The following is a 25,019-nucleotide window of genomic DNA, read 5'->3' as shown; positions in this document are numbered from 1 at the left end:
CCGGCAGTTCGGCGCCCGGCGCGGTGGGAGCGGCCACCGGCCGTACCGCGTCGAGCAGCACACCGCCGGGCGCCCCGGGCACGGCGCCGTGCCCGAGGTCGCTCTGGAAGGACGGGTTCCAGTGGGTGGCGAGGGAGGCGGAGAAGCCGTGCTCCGAGACCGTGCGCGGACCGTCGAGGACCCGCTGGACGGGCGGCAGCGCCCGCCAGGCGTCCCCCGGCGCCGCCGGGGGCGCGACGGGGGCCGGAGCCCCGTCCCGCGCGTCGCCGCGCGCTCCCCGCGCGGCCCGCCACTTCTCGAACATGCCCATCTTCTCCTCCGCCCTCCTTCCCCCGTCTTCCCGGTCTCCCGGGCCCCGCCGTCACGCCTGGGACCGCTCCACGAGCGAAGCGGCCTGGGCCACGTACCGCCGCCGGTCCGTGTGCTCCAGATCGAGGATGTCGTCCATGCCCCAGTGGAAGTGGAAGGCGAGGTACGCGGTCTCCTCCTCGATCCGGTCGGCCGCGTACGTCACGATTCCCCCAGGCGGCTCCCGGCCAGCTCGACCTCGAAGGACTCCTCGCAGTGCGGGCAGGCGACGGCGGCCCTGGTGTGGCCCTCGGCGTTGATCTGCCGGTAGAAGTCCTGGAGGAACGCCAGGTCGGAGGCGAACATGTTCTCCACCGTCCCGTCGTGGACCGACGGGAGCGTGCCCAGCCGGGTGATGACCCGGCCGAGCAGCACCACGGACAGGTAGGCCGGGTTCTCGCGGACCCGGATGTCCCGCAGCGGGAGCAGCTCGTCCCTGGCCGTGGCGAGCCGCATCGCCCCGTGGCGGTGCACCGTGCCCGCCTCGTCGACGAACCCGCGCGGCAGCTCGAACTCGAACTCCGTGCGGAGCGGCTCCTGTGGGCGGTCCTGCCGGGTCCCCGCCGATCCCTCGCGCCGCATCAGCCGAGCGTCAGCTCTTCGAAGGTGATGGTGACCTGCTCGGTGAGGGCGGCGGCGTCCCCCGCCTTGGTGGCGCTCAGCTCGACCTTGGTGCACCAGGCGTTGCGCAGGTTGTACCGCTTGACCTCGGCGAGCTGGTAGTCGAGGAAGATGATGGACGCGTCCTTGCGGGCCGAGCCCATGTCACCGGCGATGGAGGCCGAGATCCACTCGGTGAACGCGGCGGACTGGGTCGCGCCACGGGTCACCGTGCACTCGCCGGCCTTCTTCACACCGGGCAGCTTCTTGATGATCGGCTTGCCGTCCGCCGAGACCTGCTGGAACTCGATGACGTCCTGCTCCATCGAGAGACCGCTGATCTCCTGGAGGGTCTCGACCATCACGCCGTCGATCTGCAGGCCGAAATTATGGGTGGTGAGGGCGTCACCGGTGTCCAGGGACATGGGAGTTCACTCCTGTGCTGAGGGGCGGTCCCCCGCGCGCGGCGCGCGGGGAACCAGGACGGTTCGGGGTAGGAGAGCGGACGGAGCGGAGGGGACTACTCCTCCAGCTCGCCGCCGCCCCCCTGGAACTGCGCGAGACGGAAGACCACGAACTCGGCGGGCTTCACCGGGGCGATGCCGATCTCGCAGACCACACGACCGAGGTCCACGGACTCCGGCGGGTTCGTCTCCGCGTCGCACTTCACGTAGAACGCGTCCTCGGCCCGCTGGCCGAACAGCGCGCCCTGGCGCCACTCGTTGACGAGGAACGCGGAGATGTTGCGGCGGATACGGGCCCACAGCGACTGGTCGTTGGGCTCGAACACCACCCACTGCGTCCCGACGAGGATCGACTCCTCCAGGTAGTTGAAGTAGCGGCGCACGTTCAGATAGCGCCAGGCGGGGTCGGAGGCCAGGGTCCGCGCGCCCCACACCCGGATGCCACGGCCGGGGAAGGCGCGGATGCAGTTCACCCCGATCGGGTTGAGCAGGTCCTGCTCGCCCCGGGTGATCTGGAGCTCCAGGTCGACCGCGCCGCGCACGATCTCGTTGGCCGGAGCCTTGTGGACACCGCGCTCGGAGTCGTTGCGCGCCCAGACGCCCGCCATGTGCCCGGACGGCGGGACCGTACGGGTCTGGCCGCTCGCCGGGTCGAAGGACTTGATCCACGGGTAGTAGAGCGCGGCGTACCGGGAGTCGTAACCGGCCACCTCCTGGCGCCACTTGCGGACGTCCCGCGCGTTGAGGCCCGGCGGCGGGTCGAGGATCGCCATCCGGTCGCCCATCAGCTCGCAGTGCGCGATCAGACCGAGCTGCACGGCCTTGACCTGCTCCAGGTCGATGAGCCCCTGCTGGTAGGCGGCCATCAGGTCGGGCACGGCCACCATGTTGATCTCGTCGTACGCCTCCAGACCGCCGAAGCCGGTGCGGTCGGCGGAGTCACCGATGAACCGGCCGGACTCCAGGGCGGTGCCGGTGGCCGGGACCGGCGCCGGGGCCTGGACCGGCGGGGCGAGCGTCACGGCCTGCGCCTCGGGCCGCGCGAGCTGCCCGCCCGCCACGGCCTCCTCCAGCACGATGGTCTTGGAGCGCTGCTTGACCTGCGTGACCACGTAGTTGCGGGCGCTCTTCTTCGCGGAGGCGTCGAAGCTCTCGACGACCTTCTCGCCGTCCTTCACCACGAGCTTGAAACGCTCGGCGTCGCCCTCGACGTCCTGCACCTCGACGGTCAGCCGACCGCCCGCCTCGGTCCCGGCGGCCAGGGCGGCCACCCGGAAGGTGCCGAGCGCGGCGGCCTCACCGGCGACGAGCTCCAGGGGAGCGGTCGCACTGGCGGACCCGGCGGCACCCGCCGCGTCACCGCCGCCGACACGCACCACGTACGCGGCGGAACCGCCGTTGTTGAAGAAGCCGTACACGGAGTGGGCGAGGTAGTAGCCCTCCGCGAAGTCTCCGAACGACGCGACGAACTGCGACCAGTTGGTGACCAGCACCGGCTCGTCGAGCGGGCCCTCGGGCGCGAGCCCGACGAACGCGGCGACGGACGTCCCGACGCCCTCGATGGGCCGGGACCCGCTGGCGACTTCCTCGACGTAGACGCCGGGGGACAGATAGGTGGGCACGTTCGGTTGCTCCTCGCTGGTGGGGTCTGCCGACCGGGGGCCGCCGTGCCACGGAGGCACCGGCCGGGGGCGTCGGAGTCGTCGCGGCGCAGCGCTCTGACGCGTACCACTCTCCCGCGCGCGGACCGGACCGGGGGAGGGGGGAACGGGCGGTCGCGGGGGCAGCCCGAGCTGCCCGAACGTCCCGGCGAACCGCCCGATCCCCTTGCCGCTGCCGGGCCGGTCGGGCGCGTGTGGGCACGGCACGCTGCCCCCGGTCGAGGACTTTCGGGCAGCCGGACACCCACCCCGTGCCCTTAACGTTCGCCCATGACCATGTGGACCTCTCTGGACCCGGCCGAGGTGACCGTCGAGCCCGGAGCGCGGACCGGTGCGCGCCTGCGGGTGCGGAACACCGGCGACACCGTCGAGGAATACCGACTTTCGCTCGTCGGCAAACCTTCGGGCTGGTCCCGGGTCGAGCCGGACGTCCTCCGCCTCTACCCGGGCAGCGAGGGCGTCGCCGAGATCTCCTTCGCCCCGCCGCGCTCCTCGGACGTCGAGGCCGGGCCGCTCGCGTACGGCATCCGGGTCGACCCCCGGGAGAACAGCGCCGCGCGCGACGTCGTCGAAGGCCGGCTGACGGTCACCCCCTTCACCGAGACCCGCGCCGAACTGCTGCCTCCCGCGCTCGTCGGCCGCTTCCGGGGGCGCGCCCGCATCGCCGTCGACAACCTCGGCAACACTCCGCTGACCGCCTCCCTGGTGGTCCGCGACGATGCCAACCGGCTCACCTTCGACGTACGGCCCAACGCCGTGCAGATCGCGCCGGGCCGCGCCGCCTTCGGCGAACTCGTGATACGGCCCCAGGCCGTGCGGTGGACCGGCGCCCAGGAGTCGCACCGCTTCACCGTCTCCGTACGGCGCGCGGGCGACGACACCGCCCTCGACCTCGACGCCACCTTCGACCAGCGGCCCGTCCTCGGGAACTGGCTCGTCGTCGCGGGCGGCCTCCTCCTCACCGCCGCCATCGCCTTCGCCTTCCTCTGGTTCAACTTCTCCCCGAAGGTCACCAGCGCGGCCAAGGACCTGCGGGCGTCGGGCGCGCCCAAGCCCGCGCCCCAGGGCAGCGGGGACACCCTGCCCGAGGCGCCGCCCCCGCCGAGCGGCCCCGGCGCGCCCCCGCCCGGCGCGGAGAGCCCCGGCGCCCCGCCGCCCGGCACGGACGGCGGGGCTCCGCCGCCCGCCGACCAGGGCGGTCCGGGCGGCGGTTCGGGTGGTGGAGGCTCGGGCGGTGGTTCGGGAGGCGGCTCCGGCGGCGGTGCGCCGACGACCGCGCCCCGGCCCACCGAGGGCGGCGCCCCCGAGCCCGGCAGCCCCCAGCAGCCCGCCGTGCCCCCGCCCGCGCCGAAGGCGCTTCCTCCGTGGACCTACGGCAACACACCGGACGTGGTGGTCGAGTTCGCCCAGGAACGTCTCGCGGCCATGGGCGACAGCAACCCCTGCACGCTCAAGCAGTCCTGGAAGCGGGGCGTCATCGACACGCCCACCTACCACGCGATCGTCTGCTACCAGGACGCCGTCAAGGCGGCCGGTGACCAGGGGAAGAACTCCGGCGCGATCTTCGTGACCGACAAGCGGGGCACCCTCGGCCACGCCACCCTGACCTCCCTGTGGGCCCAGGGCCTCACCCCCGCCTCGGTCAAGTCCGGTTCCACCAGCTGGGAGAACTACAAGCTGATGGCGGCGTTCTGGTGGGCGATCAACCGGGACTTCAGCCCCGCCGACCTGGAAAAGGGCCGGGGCCACGCCCAGGCCGGTGTCGACTACTTCCGTACGGGCGCCGAGAAGACCGCCAAGTACAACAGCAACGTCACCGCGCACATCAAGAACTACCAGCAGTCCGTCGGCCTGTCGCCCAGCGGCACCGTCGACTGGGCGACGCTCCGCAAGATGGTCGGCGGCAGCGTCAAGTGACCCGCTGACCCGCTGACCCGGGAAGCGACAGCAGGAGGGGGCCACCCGCATCGGGTGGCCCCCTCCTGTTTCCTGTCGTTTCAGCCGGTCAGCCGGTCAGCCGGTCAGCCGGTCAGCCGGTCAGCCGGTCAGCCGGTCAGCCGGTCACGGCGACCAGGGCGCGTAGGCCGAGGGCACGAGCCGCCCCGCCTTGAGGTACTCGCGCCGCGCCCCCGCCCGGATGTCCTCACCGGTCACCGAGGAGCCACGCCCCGCCGCCAGATAGCCGGCCGTCACCGCCGCCGACCGGATCGCGCCGCCCGCCAGCTCGAACTCCCCGGCACAGCGCGCGATCTCCTCCTCGACGTCCGCCCCGCAGGGCGCGCCCGCCAGACACGTCCGCCACAGCTCGACCCGCTGCCCGGGGTCCGGGAAGGGGAAGTCCACCACCAGATCGAGGCGCCGGGTGAACGCCTCGTCGATGTTGGCCCGCAGATTGGTCGTGAGCACCGCGATCCCGTCGAACGCCTCAAGGCGCTGGAGCAGATACGCGCTCTCCAGGTTGGCGTACCGGTCGTGCGAGCTCTTCACCTCGGAACGCTTCCCGAACACCGCGTCGGCCTCGTCGAAGAGCAGCACGCAGTCCGTCCGGTCCACCTCCGAGAAGATCCGCTCCAGGTTCTTCTCGGTCTCGCCGACGTACTTGTCGACCACCGCCGACAGGTCCACCACATACAGGTCCAGGCCCAGTTCGCCCGCGACGACCTCGGCCCCGAGCGTCTTGCCCGTCCCCGAGTCCCCGGCGAACAGGGCGACCACCCCCCGGCCCCGTCCGCCGCCGGTCCGCAGCCGCCAGTCGCCCAGCACCCGGTCCCGGTGACGGGCCCGGCCGGTCAGCTCGCGGAGCATCCCCATCGGCTCCGGCGGAAGCACCAGATCGGCGAAGCCCACGGCGGGCCTGACGCGCCGGGCCCGGCTGTCGAGCAGCGGCGCCGACACCAGCCGGGCGCTGCGCTGCACCTGTGCGAGCGTCAGAGCGGTGCCCTCGAACGCGGCGAGCGCCCGCGCCGAGCGGGCCGCCCGGCGCACCTGCTCCCCGCTGAGCCGGAACGGCGCCGTGGCCTCGCCCAGGTCGAAGTCCACCGGTCCGGGGCCGAGTTCATGGCGCCAGAGGTCCCCGGTGCCGCTCGTCGAGGGCGCCCCGTCGAGCGCGATCAGCTCCGCGTCCGGCGCCCACCGAGGATCGGGCGCGTCCGCTCCGGCGAGCACCACGGTCGTGCCGGAGGACGCCAGGGCGCGCACCAGCGGACCGGGCCGGTCCGGCAGCGGCTCGACCACCAGGGCGGCGCCCCGCAGCCGCGCCTCGCGCAGCAGCGCGCGCGCCACGGCCGTCGTCCGCTCGGTCGGTTCCGTGGACTCGGGCCGGTGCCGCAGCACCGGCCGTCCGGCCGCGAGCAGCGCCGCGACCACCCCGTCCACGGCCGCCCCGGGCACCCGTTCCCGCAGGTGGACGGTGACGGCCCCGGCGGCGGCCACCCGGAGCCCGAGCCCGCTCGGCGGGGCCACCGCGGCCTCCGTGCCGGGGGAGAGCAACTCCACGCCCGCGCCCAGAAGACGCCCGTCGAGCCTGCCGTCGTCACCCAGCAGGTGCGCCACCACCCGCTCCGGTACGCGCAGGGAGCGGCCGGGCAGCGGCCGCTCCTCGTCCTCGACGTCGAGCAGCCCTCCGGCGCGAAGGGGCGCGGCGGGATGGAACCGGTCGCGGGCGCCGGGATCGGCGGGCCCGGTCCCCGCGAGGTCCAGGGCGAGCGCCACGGTGGCGCGGCGCCGTCCGACGTCGTCGTTGAGGTACCCGTACAGCGTCTCGAAGCCCCGGTCCACGTCCGGTGCGAGCGCGGCGACGAGGATGTGCGCGTCGAGCGGCGCGAGCCCGAAGGCCCGTGCCAGCGTTCCGAGCCGGTCCGTGCCGTCGGTGTCCGGCAGCGGGACGAGGCCCTCCCGCGGCGCCCGGCCCGGTTCGGCCCCCGCGATCCGACGGGCGGTGTCCCCGGTGACGTACAGACCGCGCAGCGGATCGCCCGCCGTGGGGTCGTCGGCGCTGCGGGCGTCCACGAGCGCGGCGACCCGGGTCCGCAGGACCGCCACCCGCACCCGGATGTCGTCCCCGTCGCCGCTCATGAGCCGTTCCCTTCGGGCGTACGGGCGCCGCCGGGCGCCGTGACCCGGCGCACCACCCGGGGGCGCGGGTCTCCGGGGGCGCCGCCGGTGGTCCGGACGCCGATCTCCACCTCGGTGACCGGCGGAGCCACCGGGTGCGCGGGGGTGACCGGGAACGGGGTGGTGATCACGACGTCCAGGGAGGGCTTCAGTTCGCCGCCGAGCGCCGACCAGATCTCGGCGAGCGACCGGGAGTCGGCGGGCGGTACGGCGACGGTCAGCGGCAGCACGGTGCTGATCGGGCGCACCGACTCCGGTACGGCTCCGTCCGGCAGCACCTCGTGGGGGAGCAGCAGCGCGAGGACCCCCGAGAGGAGCCGGTGCTCGTCCTCGGGCCGGGTCGTCCAGGCGGTCACCAGGTAGGAGAGCCGGAACCAGCGCGGCGGCTGAAGCCTGCGCGTGACCACCCCGTGGGCGTCCCGCTCCGCGAGCGCACCGCGTTCGCGCCGGGCGACGTCCTCCCGGATGTCGTACAGATAGGCGTTGAGCGTCGGGGCGTTGCGCCGGGCCGCCCAATCGCGCGTCGGCGCGTCGAAGGCGACCTCGCCGGTGACGGCGGGCGCGAGCAGCCCCCGCAGGGCCTCGTCCATCTCGTGGATCATCAGATGTAGCCTTCGCGGAGCGCGTACGCGACGGCATGCGCCCGGTTGGTGAGCTGGAGCCGCGTCATCAGCGCGTGCAGGACGTTCTTGACGGTGCGTTCGGAGTAGGCGAGCTTCTCGCTGATCTGCCGGGTGTCCAGGCCCTCGGCGAGCAGCCGCAGGACGTCCACCTCGCGCGGCGCCATCCCGAACAGCGGCACCGCGCCGCCCGTCGAGGTGCCCGCCGTGGAAGCCCGCTGGAGCCGTCCCACCTGGTTGAGCAGACGGCTGACGAGGTCCGGCGGCAGCTCGCCCTCGCCGCGCGCGGCGCTCTGCACCGCGCTCAACAGGCGCTGTTCGGTGGCCTGGTGGCGCCAGATGATGGCCCGTACCCCGTACTCCACGACCGCCAGCAGATCGGGCTCGCGCAGTTCCCGCGCGATGAGCACGACCCGCTGGTCCCGGCCGCGCAGCAGCCGCCGCAGTTCGGCCGTGGTCGGTTCGTCGATCCGTTCGGCGAGCAGCACGGCCACCGCCGGAGCGGTGTCCCGGCAGCCCGTGCCCGTTCTGTCCCGCCCGTCGCCCGCCAGGTCGGCGCAGTCCTGGTCAGGGACGACGTCGATGGCCGGCTGGTGCCGCAAGTGGCTGATGAGTCCGGCCCTGCTGAGGGGGTCGGACGCGTGGACGGTCACCGCCACCCGCTTGGTGAGCACTTCCGCTGCCTGCATTTTCTCACTCCCCTGGAGCACCCCGGGCGCGTCAGGACGTCCGGGCAGGTCCGTGGAGGCGGCTGTACCGGTGTCGCCCGTCCGGTGGTCGGCACACATGGTGGGCCCCCGAGGTCGACAGTTCGCGGCGGACGCCGTCGGCCACCCTGGTCGCTCCCCAGGGTCCCGTGCGTGACTCACGTCCCACTGCCGTCGCGCTAACGTTCTACTGCCGTTTTCCGGAACTCACTTGCCCCCGGCTCGCCAACTCTCGGCGCGTATGGCGCGCGTCACTGCGGAATGGGTGCTTCCGCCGTGGTGGACATGATGCGTCATCACCCGTTCGGCCTCGTGGGGTCATTCGGTGCGCCGGGTGAGGAGGACCTGTGCGAGCAGGTCCCGGGTGAGGGCGAGGTGGGACTCCTCCGGGTGGGTGGTCAGCCGGATCCTCACCCAGGCCTCGTCGAGGTCCACTCCGGTGACCCGCGAGAGTCGCCTGGCCTGCCAGGAGGTGATGGGGGACCAGATCCAGCGGTGTTCTCTGAGCGGCTTCATGGGCTGATCAACGAGAGGGGCGGACGGACGGAACAGCGCGGACCGGGTGATAGATGACCGGGCGATGGATGACCGGGTGATGGATGAGCGGGTGGAGCGCACGGCCCGGCGCGGTCCTGGTCAGCGCCCGGCCGTCCCGTCCCCCGGGGGCGTCGCGGGGCCGATCGGCTGGTCGGGGTCGAGCACCAGGCCGAGGCGGGGAGTGGCCGCCGAGAGGACCCCCCACAGGGCGTCGCCCAGGAAGAGCGTCAGCTCGTCGAGCGAGCTGCGCGTCCCGGGGTGGGCGGCCCAGTGGTTGACCACCCCGTCCACCAGACCGACCATGCCGACCGCCAGGTTCAGACTGAAACCGGCGGGCGGCTCGCGGCCGTCGAGGAACTGGTCGCCGTACGCGTCGAGGACCAGCGCCAGATCGCGGGCGACCGCCGTACGGGTGTCCGCCACGGCGGGGGAGCCGGTGAGGGGCCGCCCCCGCGCGCCGGTGCCGAGGAACTGATGGAGCCGGGGATGCTCGGCGACCCAGCCCACGTACGTCCTCGCGGCGAGGTCGATCGCGCCCCGGATCGTGCCCCTCGGGTCGAGCGCCGGAGCCAGCGAGGCCACCAGGTCCTGGAGGATGCGGGCCCGGATCTGCTCGTCCAGGTCCTCCCGGCTCCGGAAGATCCGGTAGACGACGGACCGGGGCATGTCCGCCTCGGCGCCGATCGCCGCCACGCTGACCGAGGTGCCGTCGCGCGAGATCACCGCGAGCGCGGCCGACAGGACCCGTTCGCGCCGCTCGGCGCGGTGCCCGGTCCAGCGGGTGTCCCGTCCGTCGGGCCGTCCGTCGTCGCGCAGCTGTCTCTCCGTCACGGCGTGGATCGTACCCGTCGCCGAGGAGGGGCCGAGGGGCCCGCCGGGCTCCTGAGGGGGTGGCGCAGATCACGTTACCGCCGGTACCCTGGACGTCGTGACACAGGTAAATTCCCCGTACCGGACGAGAGTTCCGATCTGAGGGGACGCACATGGAGTACGAGCACGTCGACGTGCTGATCATCGGCGCGGGCCTCTCCGGAGTCAGTGCCGCCTGCCACCTGAGCACCGCGAACCCCGGCCTCAGTTACACGATCCTCGAACGGCGCACCAGGATCGGCGGCACCTGGGACCTCTTCCGCTACCCCGGCATCCGCTCGGACTCGGACATGCACACCTTCGGGTTCAGCTTCCGCGCCTGGCACGGCACCAAGGTCCTCGCCGACGGCACCGCCATCCGCCGCTACCTCCAGGCCACCGCCGACGAGCACGGCGTCACCGACCGCGTCCTCTTCGGGCGCAGGGCCGTCCGGGCCGACTGGTCCGGCGACGAAGGACGCTGGACCGTCGAGACCCTCGACGAGGCCACCGGCGAGACCGAGATCCGCACCGCCCGCTTCCTCGTCGGCGCCACCGGCTACTACGACCACGACCGGGGCCACCGGCCCGAGTTCCCCGGCGAGGAACGCTTCGGCGGCACCCTCGTGCACCCCCAGCACTGGCCCGAGGACCTCGACCACACGGGCCGAAGGGTCGTCGTCATCGGCAGCGGCGCCACCGCCATCACCCTGCTCCCCTCGATGGCCGCCGACGCCGCCCACGTCACCATGCTCCAGCGCTCACCCACCTACATCATGGCGCTGCCCGCCGACGACCCCGTCTCCCTCCTCCTGCGCCGCCTCCGGGTCCCCGCCCGGCTCGTCCACCGGCTGGGCCGCGCCCGCAACATCGCCCTCCAGCGCGCCCTCTACGTCCTGTGCCGCAGAGCGCCCCGGACCATGCGGCGCATCCTCCTCGGCGCCGTGCGCGCCCGGCTCGGCGGCGCCGTCGACATGCGCCACTTCACCCCCGCGTACAAGCCCTGGGACCAGCGCCTGTGCGTCGTCCCCGGCGGCGACCTCTTCACGACGCTCAGGAGCGGCCGGGCGTCCGTCGTCACCGACCACATCGACACGTTCACCGAGACCGGCATCAGGCTCAGGTCAGGCGAGGAGATCCCCGCCGACATCGTCGTCACCGCCACCGGCCTCAGGATGCAGCTCGCCGGAGGAATGGAACTCGCCGTGGACGGCGAGCCCGTCACCACCCGCGACCGCCTCCTCCACAAGGGCGTGATGCTCGACGGCGTCCCCAACCTCGCCATGATCATCGGCTACACCAACGCCTCCTGGACCCTCAAGGCGGACCTCGCCTCCGCCTACCTCAGCAGGCTCCTCACCCACATGGACCGGCACGGACACACCAGCGTCACCCCCGTCGCCACCGAGGCCGACCGCTCCCCGGTCTCCGTCCTGGGCGAATCGCTGACCTCCGGCTACATCGCCCGGGGCGACGCCACCATGCCCCGCCAGGGAACCCGCGACCCCTGGCGCGTCCGCAACGACTACTACCACGACCGCCGCGCCCTGCGCCGCTCCCCGGTCGACGACCCGGCGCTGCGCTTCGAAGGACCGGCGGCACCCGCGCGGACCTGACCCCGACGACGAACGAACCCACCGAAACGAGAGAGAGGAACGGAACGATGACGACCAGTCGGGAGACCTACCACGCCAGGCTCCGGACCCTGTCCGAAGCCTCCGTGCACATCCACTTCGACGCCTTCGCCGACATCGACTGGGACGACCCCGACCACGCGGTCGACCCCACGGACCCCCGCTGGGTGCTCCCCGCCGCCGACCCGCTCGGCGGACACCGGTGGTACCGGGAACAGCCGCTGGAGGTCCGCGCCAGGATCGGACTGTGGCGGTACGCCAACATCGTCAAGGTGGGAATGCAGTTCGAGAACATCCTCATCCGGGGGGTGATGGACTACCTCTTCGCCCTGCGGAACCAGAACCCCGAATTCCGCTACCTCACCCACGAGGCCACCGAGGAGTGCCACCACACCCAGATGTTCCAGGAGTTCGTCAACCGCTCCGGCGCCGACGTGCCCGGCGGCCGACGCTCCTTCCGGGTGCTGAGCCGCTTCCTGCCCCTGACCGGCTCCCTCGTCCCCGAGTCGTTCTTCACCGGCGTCCTCGCGGGCGAGGAACCCATCGACCACCTCCAGAAGGCCATCCTGCGCGGCGGCGAGGACGTCCATCCGCTGATGCGGCGCATGATGCAGATACACGTGGCCGAGGAGGCCCGTCACATCTCCTTCGCCCACGAGTTCCTGCGCGAGAAGGTCCCCGGCTACGGCAGGGCCCGCAGGGGCGCGCTGTCGATCGCCTTCCCCGTCATCATGCGGGTCCTCGGCGACGTCATCGTGGTCCCCGACCGCAGGACCGCCGAGAAGATCGGCGTACCCTACTGGGTCATCAAGGACATCTTCTGGAAGTCCCCCGACGGCGAGAAGCTGCTCCGCGACCTCTTCGCCGACGTCCGGAAGCTCGCCGAGGACATCGGCCTGATGAACAAGGCCTCCCGCCGCGTCTGGCGCGCCCTGCGCATCGACGGCCGCCCCGCCCGCTACCGGGGCGAACCGGCCCGCCTGAGCGCCTGACGCCCTTCCCGGCCGGACTCTCCCGGCGGCCGGACCCGCCCAGTTCCGTCAGGGCCCGACAGACCTGGGCGCGACCAGAACCGACCCGACCAGACCAGACCTCAGCCCGGCCCGACCAGACCGAACCTCAGCCCGACCAGACCGGACCGGACCTCAGCCCGGCCTGTCGAGGCAGGCGGCCCCGTCCTGACCTGCCCCAGGTCCGGCCTGATCCGCCCAGGCGCCCCTTCCCGACCTCGTCCCGGCCGGACCCGCCCGTCCGCACCCCGAACGGAGAACCCCCCTTGCCCTACGTCGTGACCCGTTCGTGCTGCGCCGACGCCTCCTGCGTCCTGGCCTGCCCGGTCAACTGCATCCACCCCGCCCCCGGCGAACCCGGCTTCGGCACGACCGAGATGCTGTACGTCGACCCCCGCACCTGCGTCGACTGCGGAGCCTGCGTCACGGCCTGCCCGGTGGACGCGCTCAAACCGCACACCGCGCTCGCCGCCGCCGAACTGCCCTTCCTCGAACTGAACCGCGCCTACTACGACACCCACCCCCACGAGGACCGGACACCGATGGCCCTCGTCCCGCCCCAACGCCGCATCCGCCGCGGGGAACTGAGGGTCGCCGTGGTCGGCGCGGGCCCCGCCGGACTGTTCGCCGCCGACGAACTGCTCCGCCACCCCGGCGTGAGCGTCACCGTCCACGACCGGCTGCCCACCCCGTACGGGCTCGCACGGGCGGGCGTCGCCCCCGACCACCAGGACACCAAGCAGGTCACCGGACTCTTCCGCGCCATCGAGAGCCAGCCCGGCTTCACCTACCGGCTCAACACCCACATCGGCCGCGACCTCCACCACGAGGACCTGCTCCGCGACCACCACGCCGTCCTCTACGCGGTGGGCGCGGCCACCGACCGGCGCCTCGGCATCGAAGGCGAGGACCTCCCCGGCTGCGCCTCCGCCACCGACTTCGTCGCCTGGTACAACGGCCACCCCGACCACAGCGCGGACACCTTCCCGCTCGACGGCGAACGGGCCGTCGTCGTCGGCAACGGCAACGTCGCCCTCGACGTGGCCCGCGTCCTCACCGCCGACCCCGAGCGGCTGGCCCGTACGGACATCTCCGACCGGGCCCTCGACGCCCTGCGCGCCAGCCGCGTCCGCGAGGTCGTCGTCCTCGGCCGCCGAGGACCCGCCGAAGCCGCGTTCACCCTGCCCGAACTGCTCGCGGCCGCCGCGCTCGACGACATCGACGTCCTCGTGGAGGGCTGGCCCGCCGACGTACCGGCCGACGCCACCCCCAGCACCCGGGTGCTGGCCGAGATCGCGGCCCGCCCCCGGAGACCGGGCAGCCGCCGCCTGGTCCTGCGCTTCCTCACCGCCCCGGCCCGCGTCGTCGGTGACGACCGCGTCACCGGCCTCACCGTGGTCCGTACCGCGCTGCGCACCCGGTCGGGCACCGTGGAAGCCGTGCCCACCGGGGACGAGGAGACCCTCGGGGCCCCGCTCGTGCTCCGGGCGGTGGGCTACCGGGCCCGGCCCGTCCCCGGCCTCCCGTTCGACGAGGACACCGGCACCGTCCCGCACGAACGGGGCCGTGTCTCCCCCGGCGTCTACGTGGCGGGCTGGATCAAACGGGGACCCACCGGCTTCATCGGCACCAACAAGTCCTGCGCCCAGGAGACCGTCGAAGCCCTCCTCGACGACTGGGACGCCGGTCGTCTCGCCGACCCCGCCGCCCCGGCGGCGGGCCGCCCGGCCCCTCCGGACACCGTCGGCCTCGACGGCTGGCGGGCCATCGACGCGTCCGAACGCGCGGCGGGCCTCGCCGAGGACCGCCCCCGCGTCAAGCTCGTCGACCGGGAGCGACTGCTCGCCGCCGCGCGGACCCCCGCGCCGAGTGGTCCCGGCGCCGCCGGGGGAGGACGCTGGAAGTGAGCGCGTGCGGGTCCCGTGGGCGTCCGGACGGGTCGTCGGCCCGGTCGGAGGGCGACCGTGCGACGGAGGGCCCGGCGGGAGAGTCCGAACGCGCGGAGGCGGGCGGGACGTGCCCGCCCCCGGCCCCACGGCCGCCCGCGCCCCGGCCCCACGTCCGGCTACGGCCGCCCGCGCCCCGGCCCCCGGCCCGTCCCGGCCCCCGACCGGTGGAGGTTCACGGCCGCCGACCCATGAGTACGGGCCCCGGCGGCGGTCCATGCCTCCGAAGGCAGTCCTCCGAAGGCAGTCCTCATCAGGAACGGTGACCATGGACACGGAGACGTTCGACCTCGCACCACAGGCCCTGGTCGTGGCCCGGCTCGCGGCCGCGGTGCCCGACACACGGCTCGACGGCCCGACCCCCTGCCCCGACTACCGGGTCCGGGAGCTCCTGGGCCATCTCACGGGCCTCGCCGTCGCTTTCCGCGACGCCGCCCGCAAGGACCTCGGTGCCTCGACCGCCACCCCACCCGGCACCACCCGGCCCGTCCTGCCCGCCGACTGGCGCGAGGCACTGCCCCGCGCCCTCGACGAACTGGCCGGTGCCTGGCGTGCCCCGGCGGCATGGACGGGTGCGACCCGCGCGGGCGGAGCGGACCTGCCCGGCGCGGTCGCGGCGGCGGTGGCCGCCGACGAGCTGGTGATCCACGGCTGGGACCTCGCCCGCGCCACCGGCCAGGCGTACGCCCCCGACCCGATCGCACTGGCCGTCTCGCACGCCTTCCTGAAGGCAGCGGAGGAGGACCGGGGCACGGGCGTCTTCGGAGCGGTCGTACGGGTCCCCGAGGACGCGCCGCCGCTCGACCGGGCGGTGGGACTGAGCGGCCGCGACCCCCGCTGGACCCCGACGCCGGAGCCGTAGCACCCGGGAAGCCCTCAGCTCCCGTGCCGGCCGGTACGCCCGCCCGCCCGGACCCGACCGCCACGGGCCCTGCGGACGTGTCCCCGCCCACCGGACCGGACGCGCGAGCACCCCCGCCGCCCGCCGGTTGACCCGTCCGCGCCGCGTTCCGCCCCGACCGCCGCCCCCGGGGATACCGTCGCCAGCATGGTTGGTGATCGTCAGGGCTGGCTCAGCTGTCTGCTCGCCGGAGCCGTGTTCGTCGTCTGCATGGCCGGCACCACGCTGCCGACCCCGCTCTACCCGCTCTACCAGGAGAAGTTCGGCTTCTCCGAACTGACCGTGACCGTCGTCTACGCCGTGTACGCGTTCGCCGTCATCGCCGTCCTGCTCCTCGCGGGAAACGCCTCGGACACCGTGGGACGACGGCCCGTCCTCCTCTGGGGCCTCGCCTTCTCCGCCGCGAGCGCCCTCTGCTTCCTCAACGCCGAGGGGCTGTCCTGGCTCTACGCCGGACGGCTCCTCTCGGGCCTGGCGGCGGGCCTCTTCACCGGCGCCGCCACCGCGTACGTGATGGAACTCGCCCCGCCCGGCGGCGCCACCCGCGCCACCTTCGTCGCCACCGCCGCCAACATGGGCGGCCTCGGCTGCGGCCCGCTCCTCGCCGGAGTGCTCGCCGAGTACGCCCCCGAGCCCCTCGTGCTGCCCTTCGCCGTCCACCTCGCCCTGGTGGTCCTCTCCACGGCCGTCCTGCTGAGGCTCCCCGAGACCGTGAGGGAACGGCGCCCCCTCAGCTCCGTACGCCCCCGGCTGCCCGCGCTGCCCGCCGGAGTCCGCACGGTGTTCGCCCCGGCGGGCGCGGCCTCCTTCGTCGGCTTCGCCCTCTTCGGCGTGTTCACCTCGGTCAGCCCCGCCTTCCTCGCCCGCTTCCTGCACGTGGACGATCACGCCGTGAGCGGCGCGGTCGTCGCCCTCGCCTTCTTCGCCTCCACCGGCGGACAGCTCGCCGTCGACCGGGTCGGCGTCACCCGCTCCCTCGCCCTGGGCTGCGCCGTCCTCTTCGCCGGGCTCGCCCTCCTCGCCGCCGCGCTGTACACCGACCTCCTGGTGTTCCTCGTCCTCGCCGCGGCCGTCGGAGGCACCGGCCAGGGCCTCGCCTTCCGGGGCGCGCTCTCCTCGATCACGGCGGTGGCCCCGGCGGACCGCAGGGCGGCGGTCGTCTCCGCCCTGTTCGTGGTCGCGTACACCGGCATCTCGATCCCCGTGATCGGAGTCGGCCTCCTGGCGGGCCCCCTCGGCCTGGAAGGCGCGGGCCTGGTGTTCATCGCCTGCATGTCGCTCCTGGTCGCGGCGGCGGCCACCTACCTCCGCCACCGCCCGACGCCCCACCCGCCGACCACCCCCTGAGACGCCCCGGAACACCCGGGGGCCGAGTCCGGGCATACGGCGTCCGCACCGCCCGCGCGACTGCCAGAATGACCGCCGTGTCCGACACGTCCGCGCGGCCCGGTGGCCCCGAACCCGGTGACGGCCCCCTCGACCCCGCCCAGCTCGTCCGCATCACCTCCCTGCACCGGGGCTTCCTCTACCAGCACCTCTACGCCGTCGGCTGTCTGCTGCGGCTCGGCGCCGCGGGAGCGGAACGCCTGCTGGTCGAGCGGGACGAGGACATCGAGGTCCTCCTCCCCGGCCGACGCCTCTACCTCCAGGTCAAGACCCGTGCCAGACCGCTGCGCGGCGGCGACGTCAACGGCGCCGTGGACGCCTTCTCCGCCGTACGGGCCCGGCACGCCGACGGCGGGCGCCCCGGCCGCCCCCGGCTCGTCGTCGTGTCGAACCAGCCCCCGGGACCCGGTCTCGCCGCACGGACCGCCGCCGACGACTGGCCGCCGGACGTCCTCCTCCTCACTCCCGGGAGCGAACCCCCCGAACCCTGGCTCCCTCCTGCCTGGACCACCCTCGACGAAGCCGTCGCCTGGTGCGCCGGGGAAGCGGCCCGGGTCCCCTTCACCTCCCTGTCACCGCACACCCTGGTGTGGAAACTGGCCGCCCGTGTCGTCCTGGCCTGCACCGGACACGGCGGGCAGGGCTTCACCGCGGACGAACTTCCCCCGCTGTACGAGCAGTTCGTCCAGGAGCTGCAGGCCTTCCCGGCCGCCCCCACCCCCTACCTGCCCCGGGCCACCGAACCCGAGCTGCTCACCGGAGCCCGGGTCCGTCTCGTCACCGGCTTCTCCGGGGCGGGAAAGACCGCCTGGGCCTCCCAGGCCGCCGCGCACTCGCCCGAACCGCTCACCTACTTCGACGTGGCCGCGCTCCCCGCCGAGGCGGTCGCGGGCTCCCTCGCCCGGGAACTCGCCGCCCGCCACCTCGACCGCGCGGCCCGCACCGCGCTCCCGAACGGCACCGGCACCGACACCCTCCGGGCGGTCCACCACCGGCTGGCCGGGACACCCGTCGCGATCGTCCTGGACAACGCGCACCGCCTGGACGCGAACGACCTGCGGCACCTGGTCGAAGCGCTGCCCACCGCCCGCTTCGTCCTCCTCGGACAGCCCCGCCCCGACCAGGCGGCCTTCGCCGCCCGTCTCGACGTCCTCCCCGAGACCCTCGACGGATGGACCGCCGACAGCGTCGCCTCGGTCTTCGCCGACGCCGACTGCCCCGTCGACCGGCCCACCGCCGAACGCCTGGTGGGACTCACCGGCGGTCTGCCCCTCTACGTGCGCAACGCGGCGCGGCTCACCCGCACCCACCACGACGGCGACGCCGCCCGGTTCTGCACCGCCCTGAGCGCCCGCGCGCACACCGCGCCCACCGTCCAGGACCTGATCCTCGCCGAGGTCTTCGACGCCCTCGACGGCACCGCGCGGACCACCGCGTACCTCCTCGCCACGGCCGAGGTCCCCCTCACCGACGAGGAGGTCCAGCGGCTCGCGCACGCCGCCGGACTCGGCGGACCGGCCCCCGCCCGCGCGATGCGGTCACTCACCTCGTACAGCCTCGTCCAGCGCACCGGCACCACGACCACCCTGCACGACGCCGTCCGCTCCCTCGCCACGGAGTACGCGCCCGATGGCGTCGACCGGCCGGTCGAGGAAGCGCTCCGTGACCTCCTGGCCCCGACCGCCGGGGGAGGGGGTACGACGCTCCCGCGCCTCGCCCGGTGGATGACGACGCTGCCCCGGACCGGCCGCACCGAGGAACTCCTGCGGTTCACGACCCACGACTTCTTCTTCGAACAGTCCTTCGCGGCGGGGCTGGCCCCCACCCTGCGCGCCGTCGCCTCGGACGAACGGGCCGCGCCCATGGACCGCTTCGACTCCCTGAACGCCCTCGCGATCCTGGCCCAGGAAGCCGACGAACGGGATGTCCACGGACGCCTCGTGGACGACCTCGACGCCCTCGTCGCCGCGCACCCGGAAGCGTGGGGGACCCGGGAGAGGAGCGTCCTCGCGACCCAGCGGATGGCCCGGTACGCCCACACCGGCGACCTGGCGTCGATGAACGCCGCCTACCTCGCGGCCAGGGCCGAGAACGCCGACGGATCGCTGGGATCACGCGTGCTGCGGTTCAACCAGGCACGGTGCTTCTTCCTCGCCGGTCGCCACGAGCAGGCGGACCTGCTCGCCCTGGACCTGGCCGAGGCGTCCTACGCGGCCCTCGGACTCACACCCGAGGACGTGCTCGGCGCGGGGCCCGAGGAACTGCGCGTGCTCCTGGGGGAGGAGACCACCCGGCTGGACGACTTCAAGCGCCTGGCGGACTGCCTGGCCCTGGTGGTCCGCTGCAGACGGGAACTCGGCACCTCCCACGGGCTCGCCGCGATGCACGCGCTGAAGTTCTACCACCTGGCCCAGGCCTGGCGTCCGATGGTCGGCATGGGCCAGGAGGTGGCCGACGACTTCGTCGGGATCGGCGACCTCCGGGCCTCCCTCGACCTGCTGGAACAGACACTGCTGCCCCTGGTGGAGCGGTACCGGCTCGACGACCTGGTGGTCGGAGTGCGCTCCCAGCGGGCCGTCGTGATCGCGCACACCGGCGATCACGCGACGGCCCTCGCCGAACTCGACGTCCTCCAACGCTACGACGTCCCCCCGGGGCAGGCCGAGGAACTGGCGCATCAGCGCGCGCTCGTCCTGCACCTGGCGGCCGGAGCGCGCGGCCGTCCCTCCTGACCCGCTACCTCCCGCCGGGGGAGCGCCGCTCCCGGCGGCGCCACCGCCCGCAGGCGTCGAGCACGTCGACCACCGCGCTCCCCACGTGCAGCGCGATCCAGCCCGCGCCCCTCAGCACCCGCACCACGGCGGCGCCCGCCACGTCCTCCATCTTCCGTACCCCTCTCCGTTCGCCCGTCGGCTCACTCCGGTCACACAGACGCACATCCCCGCCGCCGGGTTGCCCGGGGTGGTCCGGTCAGGCGCGGCAGCGCGGCATCTCCAGGGGCGGGTCCGCCCGGAAGCCCTCGCCGAACGCGCGGACACCGCCGTCGGACACCCGGAGCGGCACCCACTCCAGCGCCAGATCGAACGGCGTTCCCAGAAGGGGCAGTCCGGCGACGCCCCCGACCTCGTAGCGGACGCCCAGTGGCTCGCGCCGGTCGATCTCCCGGGCGGCGGCGACCATCTCGGCGGAGATGTCGACACCGACGACGTCCGAAGCACCCCGCCGCTCCAGCTCCCCGCTGTGGAAACCGGTGCCGCACGCCAGGTCGAGCACCGACCTGCCCCGGACGTCCCCGACCGGTTCGGGAACGCTCGGCACCTCCCCGTACCGCGTCAACGGCAGCGCCTTGAAACCAAGTCCCCCGGCACACACGGGTCCCGTGGGCCTCGCGCTCGTGGCAGAGGGTCTTCACCGGACGGCGCCGCGCCACGCACTGGCGAAGGGCACGAGACCCGGCACCCGGGAACCCGTATCACCCGAACGCCGGGAACCCCGTACCGCCCGAACGCCCCGCCGGAGAAACCGCTTGTGCCCCGCCCCGCCCCCACTGCCACACTGGACCGCGTGGACGAGACGAGACACTTTCGCCGGGCGGTCGTCACATGGGCCTCCGGCGGCGCGGGGGCAGCGGCGGCGGCCGAGACCGCCCGAGAACTGGCCGGTACCCTCCCGGTGCGCACGGCCGTCCTGGTGGAGGGCGTCAGTGACCTGACGGCCGTCGAGACCCTGGCCGCCCGCCACGGCCGCGACCTCGAAGCGGAGGGAGCCGTCGTCGTCCCGCTCGGCGGAGTGACGAACATCGGCAGGTTCCTGACCCTCCTCGGCCCCCGGGGCCTCGGCCTCGGTCTCGCCGGGCTCTGCGACGCCCCGGAGGAGGACCACTTCGCCCGCGCCCTGGAGCGCGAGGGCCTCGGCAGCGGCCTCACCCGCGCGGACATGGAACCGCTCGGCTTCCACGTCTGCGTCGCCGACCTGGAGGAGGAACTGATCCGTGCCCTCGGGCCCGCCCGCGTCCAGCAGGTGATCGAAGCCCAGGGCGACCTGAGGGCCTGGCGCGTCTTCCGCAGACAGCCCGCCCAGCGGGAACGGACCGTCGAGCGGCAACTGCGCCGCTTCATGGGCACCATGAGCGGCCGCAAGAGCCAGTACGCCCGCTCGCTCGTCGACGACCTGGACCTGACACACGTCCCCCGCCCCCTCGACGGCCTCCTCGCCCACCTGCCGACACGCCCGGCCCGCGCCTCCCGGTGACGTCCCGGCCCGCCTCCGGTCCGTACATTCCGAGGACACCCCCGGAGACGTCCCGGGGGACCCGGCCACGGACAGGAGCGACATGAACACGCGGGCAGCACAGCACGAGGACGACGGCCCCGGCGCCGCCGGACCGCAGGTCGTACGGCGGGAACCGGTCACGACGGCGGTGGTGCGCGGCCACGTGCCCTTCGCGGAACTGCGGGACTTCTTCGACAGCGCCTTCGGAACGCTCGGCCGGGTCCTGCGCGAACAGGGCGTCACCCCCCTCGGCGCCGCCTTCGCGCTCCACCACGGGACCTCCGGGGAGAAGGCGGACCTGGAGGTCGGCTTCCCCACCGACCGGGCGGTACGGGAAGAGGCCGGGGTCGTGGCCGCGACCCTGCCCGGGGGCCGGGTCGCCCGGCTCACCCACCACGGCGCCTTCGACGGACTCGGCGCGTCCTGGGAACGCCTGGGCACCTGGATGCGGGACCGGGGACTGGCACGGGGTGAGGACCGCTGGGAGGAGTACACGACCCAGCCGTCCCCCGACATGGACCCGCGCGACCTGCGCACCGAACTCCACTGGACGATCGCCGACTGACGCCCCCCCGGACGACGCCCCCGAGCCACAGCCCCGGACGACGCCCCCGAGGTCCGGCGTCCGGGCTCGGCGGCGGCTCAACCGCCGCCGAGCACCGGCGCGCCCCACAGGGGGAACCACCGGTCCGTCTCCGGCTCCATCGCCAGATCACCCCCGAGCAAGGACCTGACCTGGAGCTCCAGCACGTTGTCCCGGCTCTCCGACCGGTCCGCGCGCGGCGCGAACGGATAGAACGTCCCCCGCTTGTACAGGTACACGAGGGCCAGCTCGCGGGCCCGGTGCCCGTCCGCCTCCCCGGACCCCTCGCCCCCCGCCGCACGGAAGGACGTGAGGGAACAGAGCAGATCGGGCCCGAACCCCGCCTCCTCCAGCAGGGTGTTCACCGCGTGCAGATCGTTGACCAGCGTCACCAGATCGTCCGAGGGCCGCCGCACGGTCAGCCAGGTGTAGCCGTACGCGTCCCCGGAGTACGCCACCGGCCCCCCGGCCGCCTCCTCGTCGACGTCGAGGAGCTCCCGCACCTCCTCCTTCAGCCGCGCGAAGGCCCCGCCCTCCACCGCCGCGAAGCAGACCGCCCCGGCGCCCGTGGGCACGAACCCCGTTCCCGCCTGGAGCGTCAGCGCGGCGCCCGGCAGCCCGAACAGCCGGTCGAGGTCGGGCCGCACCGGCCGACTGCGCCCCAGGATGCCGTCGAGGAACCCCACCGCCCTCACGCCTCGCCGAGCTGGGCCGAGATCCGGCCGAGCTGTTCGAGACGCTGCTCCAGCGTGGGGTGGGTGGACAGCAGACGGCCCATGCTCTCCTTGGAGGAGAACGCCGGAGCGAACCAGAAGGCGTTGTACGGCTCCGCCTCGCGCAGGTCGCGCGTCGGGATGCGGGCCATGTCGCCGCTCACCTTGGTCAGCGCGGACGCCAGGGCCGAAGGACGGCCGGTGAGCAGCGCGGCGGCCCGGTCGGCGGCCAGCTCGCGGTAGCGCGAGAGCACCCGGGTCAGCAGGAAACTGATCATGTAGACGATGCCGCTGACGACCGGCACGAGGATGATGGCCGCGCCCATCGGGCTGTTGCGGGCGCTGCGGCCCAGACCGCTGTAGAGCGCGACCCGGGTCATCATCCCGGCGAGCACACCGAGGAACGAGGCGATCGTCATGACCGCGACGTCCCGGTGCGCCACATGGGACATCTCGTGCGCCAGGACCCCTTCCAGCTCCTCGGGCTCAAGACGCCTCAGCAGTCCCGTCGTGACACAGACCAGGGCGGTCTTCGCGCCCCGGCCGGTCGCGAAGGCGTTCGGGATGTCACTGTCGGCGATCGCCACCTTCGGCTTCGGCATGTCGGCCAGCGCGCAGATCCGGTCCACGGTGCCGTGCAGCTCGGGCGCCTGCTCCCGGGACACCTCGCGCGCGCCCATGCCCAGGGCGGCGATCCGGTCGCTGAACCAGAACTGCGCGACGAAGAGCAGCCCGATGATCAGCAGGACGACGGGCCAGGAACCGCGCAGCAGCACCAGCAGGACGCCGACGAACACCACGTACAGCAGCCCGATCAGGAACATCGTCGTCGCCATACGGGTCGAGAGCCCCCGGTCGGGGGCGTAACGGGAGCGGGACAAGGACCGCGCTCTGGCCATCCGGACACCCTCTTCCAGAACCGGCCGGAGCACCGACCGGACCAGCCTTCACTGCCCCCTGCTACCAGTGTGCTCCCCGAACGTCCGGAACGGGCGGCGGGCCGTCCGTGACCCGCACCGGGTCAGGGACGGCCCGCGGGGCCGGGGCGGTGAAGGGCCGGGGAACGCGCCTCACAGGCGCTTGGCGCTCCGCAGCGTCTTGGCGTAGTAGCCGTTGCCGTCCAGCCGGGACACCCCGCCGAGGTCGCCGATCATGAAGATCCTGAGCACCGTGCGGCTGGCGGGCGACCCCATCGACCCGCCGCGGTGACCTGCGGGCCGGACGTCGGGGCGCGTCGGGCGTTCTCGCACCGTCTGTGGCGGTCGAGGCCGTGAGGCCGAGGGTTCGGACTCCGGGGCCCGGCACGTTCTAGAGAACGGCTCTGGCCGGAATCTGCTCTACGCTGGCCCGATGGGGAAGCCGCGGCGTGGCGAGGCGACCGTCGATCTGATTCTGGCCACGGTGCTGCGCGTGTACGCCGAGTCCGGCCTGCAGGGCTCCACGGTCAACGCCGTCACCAAGGCCGGCAGGTCAGCCTCGGCAGACTCTACCATCACTTCGGCAGCTTCGACGGCCCTGCCGCCGCGCTGTACATCCAGTGCGTGAGCAAGCTGTGCGACGAGATGAACGAGGCTCTGCGGCGCAGCCGCCCCGCCTGCACCGGTGTCCGTGCCGTCGTCCGGGCCTGCCTCCGTTTCACCCAGGACCAGCGCGAGGCGGCTCTCTTCCCGCATGCCTCCGCCCATTCCGGCTCCCTGGCCCCGCACGCCGAGGAGATCCGGGTGGCCAAGGAGGTCAGGACGGCGCCGATGAACGAGTGGTTGCGCGCCAGGACGGCAAAGGGCGAGGTGCCCCCATGCCGGGGCTTGTGGTCGAGGTCCTCGTGATGGGCCCGGTCGCCGAGGCGGCCCGCCGCTGGCTCTCCCGTACGTACGACCTCGACCTCGCGGAGGCGGTGCGGCTGCTGCCGGACCGGATCTGGGGCTGGCCGTCGCCTTCGACGGCTGGGCCTTCGGGGTGACGATGCTCGGCCTGGCGGCGGCCCGCAACGCCTGGACGTGTCGGCACCCGTCCTGCGGGGACACTCCTTGACGGGCTGTAGCGGGAGCGCGGGGCGGTCGCCTCCAGAGGGTCCCGCGGCCCGCTCCCATGGACTTCGAGTCGCGCCGTACGGGTACGGCGGTCGACGTCGGCAACCCGCGGCCATACGCCTCGGCCGTCGACGGGAGCGGACGCACCCGCGTCTTCCGTGGCGATCCCGATCCCGTACGTGTGCCCTTCGACACGGGGAGCCGTGTCACCGCTTCATCGACGGCGAGACGGAAGGGTCTTCGTCCGCACGATGCCCGAGGGCGGGAATGCGAGAGGCCGTTGTTCCAGGAGGGGCGGGATTCGAGACGGAGCGGTACCCGTACGGACCAAGAAGCCTGACGGACATTGCCTGAGGGGTGTGAACAATGCCACGCTCCCCGCAGGTGGCAGGGCTTTCCGGCATTGCCGCGCCATCGGTTCGATTTCCTCGCGCGAGAGGCGAAAGACAATGGACGAGCCGCTTCAGGTGACACCGGTGAGTGTGTCGCCGAACCTGTTCCTCTACATCTACGACCTGGGGATCAACGGGGTCTTCACCCTGTCGTTCAGTGAGCTTCTTCGAGCGGACCACCGATCGGGTGACGGTCCGTGAAGCGCAACGAGCGAGGCCCCCGGGCAGTTGATCGAGATGTCTGACGTCTCAA

Annotated in this window: 27 protein-coding genes; 13 read left to right on the top strand and 14 right to left on the bottom strand. The window is 73.5% G+C overall.

All coding sequences use genetic code 11. The features are described 5' to 3' along the window. Positions 1–361 precede the first annotated feature (361 nt). The 4 genes from ACIO92_RS29925 to ACIO92_RS29910 all read right to left on the bottom strand — a co-directional run bounded on the left by ACIO92_RS29925 (position 362) and on the right by ACIO92_RS29910 (position 3,034). Positions 362–514, bottom strand: a complete 153-nt coding sequence (locus ACIO92_RS29925) for a DUF6760 family protein (RefSeq protein WP_351788123.1) — start codon at positions 512–514, stop codon at positions 362–364. After that, on the bottom strand, positions 511–930 hold the full coding sequence (locus ACIO92_RS29920) for a hypothetical protein (RefSeq protein ID WP_351788120.1): 420 nt from the start codon (positions 928–930) through the stop codon (positions 511–513). The genes ACIO92_RS29925 and ACIO92_RS29920 overlap by 4 nt, the downstream gene beginning before the upstream one ends. After that, complete coding sequence (locus ACIO92_RS29915) at positions 930–1,373, bottom strand: phage tail protein (RefSeq protein WP_351788117.1); 444 nt, start codon at positions 1,371–1,373, stop codon at positions 930–932. The genes ACIO92_RS29920 and ACIO92_RS29915 overlap by 1 nt, the downstream gene beginning before the upstream one ends. 95 nt (positions 1,374–1,468) lie before the next feature. Then, positions 1,469–3,034 (bottom strand): phage tail sheath subtilisin-like domain-containing protein, encoded by a 1,566-nt coding sequence (locus ACIO92_RS29910; protein ID WP_366443705.1) that lies wholly within the window; start codon positions 3,032–3,034, stop codon positions 1,469–1,471. A gap of 309 nt (positions 3,035–3,343) precedes the next feature. Here ACIO92_RS29910 and ACIO92_RS29905 point away from each other — a divergent pair, with 309 nt between their 5' ends. After that, a complete protein-coding gene (locus ACIO92_RS29905) occupies positions 3,344–4,990 on the top strand; it encodes a hydrolase (RefSeq protein WP_402283618.1) in 1,647 nt (548 codons plus the stop codon). A gap of 144 nt (positions 4,991–5,134) precedes the next feature. Here the strand turns inward: ACIO92_RS29905 and ACIO92_RS29900 are convergent, their stop codons facing one another. From ACIO92_RS29900 to ACIO92_RS29880, 5 genes are all read right to left on the bottom strand, one after another. Continuing rightward, positions 5,135–7,147, bottom strand: a complete 2,013-nt coding sequence (locus tag ACIO92_RS29900; protein WP_366443707.1) for an ATP-binding protein — start codon at positions 7,145–7,147, stop codon at positions 5,135–5,137. Then, positions 7,144–7,788 (bottom strand): DUF4255 domain-containing protein, encoded by a 645-nt coding sequence (locus ACIO92_RS29895; protein WP_402283620.1) that lies wholly within the window; start codon positions 7,786–7,788, stop codon positions 7,144–7,146. Before ACIO92_RS29895 ends, ACIO92_RS29900 begins: the two co-directional genes overlap by 4 nt. Further along, complete coding sequence (locus tag ACIO92_RS29890) at positions 7,788–8,495, bottom strand: LuxR C-terminal-related transcriptional regulator (protein WP_401240574.1); 708 nt, start codon at positions 8,493–8,495, stop codon at positions 7,788–7,790. The genes ACIO92_RS29895 and ACIO92_RS29890 overlap by 1 nt, the downstream gene beginning before the upstream one ends. Positions 8,496–8,831: 336 nt before the next feature. After that, on the bottom strand, positions 8,832–9,029 hold the full coding sequence (locus ACIO92_RS29885) for a hypothetical protein (protein ID WP_366443711.1): 198 nt from the start codon (positions 9,027–9,029) through the stop codon (positions 8,832–8,834). A 120-nt stretch (positions 9,030–9,149) separates the two neighbouring features. Then, positions 9,150–9,881, bottom strand: coding sequence for a TetR/AcrR family transcriptional regulator (locus ACIO92_RS29880; RefSeq protein WP_366443712.1), 732 nt, complete (start codon positions 9,879–9,881; stop codon positions 9,150–9,152). A gap of 152 nt (positions 9,882–10,033) precedes the next feature. Between ACIO92_RS29880 and ACIO92_RS29875 the strand changes: the two genes are divergently transcribed. The 6 genes from ACIO92_RS29875 (at position 10,034) to ACIO92_RS29850 (ending at position 19,508) form a co-directional block, all read left to right on the top strand. Then, positions 10,034–11,515: a flavin-containing monooxygenase gene (locus ACIO92_RS29875; protein ID WP_402283623.1), complete on the top strand. Its 1,482-nt coding sequence runs from the start codon at positions 10,034–10,036 to the stop codon at positions 11,513–11,515. Between the two features lie 47 nt (positions 11,516–11,562). Further along, entirely contained in the window at positions 11,563–12,525 is a 963-nt protein-coding gene (locus tag ACIO92_RS29870) for a diiron oxygenase (RefSeq protein WP_366443714.1), read from the top strand. Positions 12,526–12,809: 284 nt separating this feature from the next. Beyond that, positions 12,810–14,450 carry an FAD-dependent oxidoreductase gene (locus tag ACIO92_RS29865; protein WP_366443715.1) on the top strand — a complete coding sequence of 547 codons (1,641 nt, stop codon included), beginning with the start codon at positions 12,810–12,812 and terminating at the stop codon, positions 14,448–14,450. A gap of 307 nt (positions 14,451–14,757) precedes the next feature. Continuing rightward, the gene (locus ACIO92_RS29860; RefSeq protein ID WP_366443716.1) at positions 14,758–15,351 is read left to right on the top strand and encodes a TIGR03086 family metal-binding protein; all 594 of its coding nucleotides are present in this window, start codon (positions 14,758–14,760) and stop codon (positions 15,349–15,351) included. A gap of 186 nt (positions 15,352–15,537) precedes the next feature. Next, positions 15,538–16,737 carry an MFS transporter gene (locus ACIO92_RS29855; RefSeq protein WP_402283626.1) on the top strand — a complete coding sequence of 400 codons (1,200 nt, stop codon included), beginning with the start codon at positions 15,538–15,540 and terminating at the stop codon, positions 16,735–16,737. A gap of 77 nt (positions 16,738–16,814) precedes the next feature. Next, on the top strand, positions 16,815–19,508 hold the full coding sequence (locus ACIO92_RS29850) for an AAA family ATPase (RefSeq protein WP_402283628.1): 2,694 nt from the start codon (positions 16,815–16,817) through the stop codon (positions 19,506–19,508). Positions 19,509–19,512: 4 nt separating this feature from the next. On the opposite strand, the gene ACIO92_RS29845 is transcribed toward ACIO92_RS29850, so the two are convergent. Both ACIO92_RS29845 and ACIO92_RS29840 read right to left on the bottom strand, forming a co-directional pair. Then, complete coding sequence (locus ACIO92_RS29845) at positions 19,513–19,659, bottom strand: hypothetical protein (RefSeq protein ID WP_366443719.1); 147 nt, start codon at positions 19,657–19,659, stop codon at positions 19,513–19,515. A gap of 87 nt (positions 19,660–19,746) precedes the next feature. Then, a complete protein-coding gene (locus tag ACIO92_RS29840) occupies positions 19,747–20,112 on the bottom strand; it encodes a class I SAM-dependent methyltransferase (RefSeq protein ID WP_402060135.1) in 366 nt (121 codons plus the stop codon). Between the two features lie 228 nt (positions 20,113–20,340). Here ACIO92_RS29840 and ACIO92_RS29835 point away from each other — a divergent pair, with 228 nt between their 5' ends. Both ACIO92_RS29835 and ACIO92_RS29830 read left to right on the top strand, forming a co-directional pair. Continuing rightward, a complete protein-coding gene (locus ACIO92_RS29835; protein ID WP_366443721.1) occupies positions 20,341–21,027 on the top strand; it encodes a TOPRIM nucleotidyl transferase/hydrolase domain-containing protein in 687 nt (228 codons plus the stop codon). Between the two features lie 82 nt (positions 21,028–21,109). After that, the gene (locus ACIO92_RS29830; protein WP_366443722.1) at positions 21,110–21,613 is read left to right on the top strand and encodes a GyrI-like domain-containing protein; all 504 of its coding nucleotides are present in this window, start codon (positions 21,110–21,112) and stop codon (positions 21,611–21,613) included. A gap of 77 nt (positions 21,614–21,690) precedes the next feature. On the opposite strand, the gene ACIO92_RS29825 is transcribed toward ACIO92_RS29830, so the two are convergent. The 3 genes from ACIO92_RS29825 to ACIO92_RS29815 form a co-directional block, all read right to left on the bottom strand. After that, the gene (locus tag ACIO92_RS29825) at positions 21,691–22,317 is read right to left on the bottom strand and encodes a hypothetical protein (protein WP_402060139.1); all 627 of its coding nucleotides are present in this window, start codon (positions 22,315–22,317) and stop codon (positions 21,691–21,693) included. A gap of 5 nt (positions 22,318–22,322) precedes the next feature. Next, a complete protein-coding gene (gene htpX / locus ACIO92_RS29820; protein WP_366443724.1) occupies positions 22,323–23,243 on the bottom strand; it encodes a zinc metalloprotease HtpX in 921 nt (306 codons plus the stop codon). Positions 23,244–23,414: 171 nt separating this feature from the next. Beyond that, a complete protein-coding gene (locus ACIO92_RS29815; RefSeq protein WP_402283640.1) occupies positions 23,415–23,537 on the bottom strand; it encodes a hypothetical protein in 123 nt (40 codons plus the stop codon). A 157-nt stretch (positions 23,538–23,694) separates the two neighbouring features. Between ACIO92_RS29815 and ACIO92_RS29810 the strand changes: the two genes are divergently transcribed. From ACIO92_RS29810 to ACIO92_RS29795, 4 genes are all read left to right on the top strand, one after another. Continuing rightward, positions 23,695–23,889 carry a hypothetical protein gene (locus tag ACIO92_RS29810; protein ID WP_402283632.1) on the top strand — a complete coding sequence of 65 codons (195 nt, stop codon included), beginning with the start codon at positions 23,695–23,697 and terminating at the stop codon, positions 23,887–23,889. Then, positions 23,886–24,170, top strand: coding sequence for a hypothetical protein (locus ACIO92_RS29805; RefSeq protein ID WP_402283634.1), 285 nt, complete (start codon positions 23,886–23,888; stop codon positions 24,168–24,170). The genes ACIO92_RS29810 and ACIO92_RS29805 overlap by 4 nt, the downstream gene beginning before the upstream one ends. Continuing rightward, positions 24,140–24,304 (top strand): hypothetical protein, encoded by a 165-nt coding sequence (locus tag ACIO92_RS29800; protein WP_402283636.1) that lies wholly within the window; start codon positions 24,140–24,142, stop codon positions 24,302–24,304. Before ACIO92_RS29805 ends, ACIO92_RS29800 begins: the two co-directional genes overlap by 31 nt. Before the next feature lie 429 nt (positions 24,305–24,733). Then, positions 24,734–24,967: a hypothetical protein gene (locus ACIO92_RS29795; protein ID WP_402283637.1), complete on the top strand. Its 234-nt coding sequence runs from the start codon at positions 24,734–24,736 to the stop codon at positions 24,965–24,967. Positions 24,968–25,019: the final 52 nt, after the last annotated feature.

Origin of the sequence: Streptomyces sp. NPDC087215, assembly GCF_044744885.1 — a bacterium.
In the GTDB taxonomy this organism is placed as follows: Bacteria; Actinomycetota; Actinomycetes; order Streptomycetales; family Streptomycetaceae; genus Streptomyces.
The sequence above is the reverse complement of the archived record's forward strand: the minus strand, read 5'-3'. Positions and strand labels throughout refer to the sequence as shown.